We start from the raw sequence: 1367 nt of genomic DNA on the forward strand, positions 1-1367 counted from the left end.
ACGGCAGGTACTCGGCCACGTTCTCCTTGGTGATGGTCTCGGAGGCCAGGGTGATCGACTGGGGCACCTGGTTCTCGACCAGGTCGCTCATGCCCTTGCCCTGCGCGATCAGGCGGGCCAGCTTGATCGCCGAGGAGGCCATGGTGGGGCTGTAGGTCACGGTGGCCTCCAGCACGCCGGAGCCGGCCTGGATGTCGCGCATCGCGTTGGCCGAGCCGGCGCCGCCGACCATGAAGAACTCGCTGCGCCCGGCCTCCTTGATCGCGGCCAGCACGCCGATGCCCTGGTCGTCGTCGTGGTTCCAGATCGCGTCGATCTTCTTGTGCGCCTGCATCAGGTTGGCGGCGACCTTGGTGCCCGACTCCACGGTGAACTGCGCGTCCTGCTTGGCCGTCACGCTGAAGCCGTAGGTCTTCAGCGCGTCCTCGAAGCCCTTGCTGCGGTCCTGGGTCAGCGGCAGGGTGGCGATGCCCTGGATCTCCAGGATGACCGGGTTGGCCACCCCCTTGTCCTTGAGCTTCTTGCCGATGTAGTGGCCGGCTGCCACGCCCATGCCGTAGTTGTCGCCGCCGATCCAGGTGCGGTAGGACAGCTTGTCGGGGAAGACCCGGTCCAGGTTGATCACCGGGATGCCGGCGTCGGAGGCCTGGCGGGCGATCTGGTTGAGCTGCTGGCCGTCGTTGGGCAAGATCACCAGCGCGGAGACCTTGGCGGCGATCAGCGACTCGACCGCGGAGATCTGCGCGTTGATGTCGTTGGTCGGCTCGACCGGCTTGAACTCGATGTCGGAGTACTCCTTGGCCGCGGCCTCGGCGTTCTTGGCGATCGCGGCGATCCAGCCGTGGTCGGCCGCGGGCGCGGAGAAACCGATGACGACCTTGTCGCCGGGGGCGTCGTTGCCACCGGTCGCGGCCGGAGCCGGCGCCGGCGCCGAGGCCGCCGCCGGGGCCGGGGCCTCGTTGCCCGTGCATGCCGTCACCAGCGCACCCGCGCCGATGACCGCACCGCCGAGCAGGAAGCCCCTGCGCGCGACGTTTTCTGTCATGACCTTGCTCCTTCTTGGGGGTGAATCCTTGGGGGGTAGAGCGCGTGACGCGCCCCGCGAGCCTTTGACCGGTCCGCGGGACGCGGGTCTAGGTTCTCGATTCGAGGCTGCGCCGCTGGAGCAGCACGGCCACCACGATGATCAGGCCCTTGGCCACCAGCTGGTCGCTGGTGTTGAGCCCGTTGAGGATGAACAGGTTCGTGATCACGGTGAAGATCAGCAGACCCAGGATCGACCCGATGATCGACCCGCGCCCGCCGGTCAGCAGCGTGCCGCCGATGATGACCGCGGCGATCGCGTCCAGCTCGTACAGATCGCCGTG

At 68.1% G+C, this 1367-nt stretch carries 1 protein-coding gene and 1 pseudogene; both read right to left on the reverse strand.

The features are described from left to right. Window positions 1–1045 (reverse strand): substrate-binding domain-containing protein (locus AB0G15_RS20850; protein ID WP_362842046.1); only part of this gene is annotated, 1045 nt, incomplete at its 3' end. A gap of 88 nt (window positions 1046–1133) precedes the next feature. Further along, window positions 1134–1367, reverse strand: a pseudogene (locus AB0G15_RS20855) (ABC transporter permease); the annotation flags it as partial.

The organism is Streptosporangium sp. NPDC023825 (genome assembly GCF_040639575.1).
GTDB lineage: Bacteria > Actinomycetota > Actinomycetes > Streptosporangiales > Streptosporangiaceae > Streptosporangium.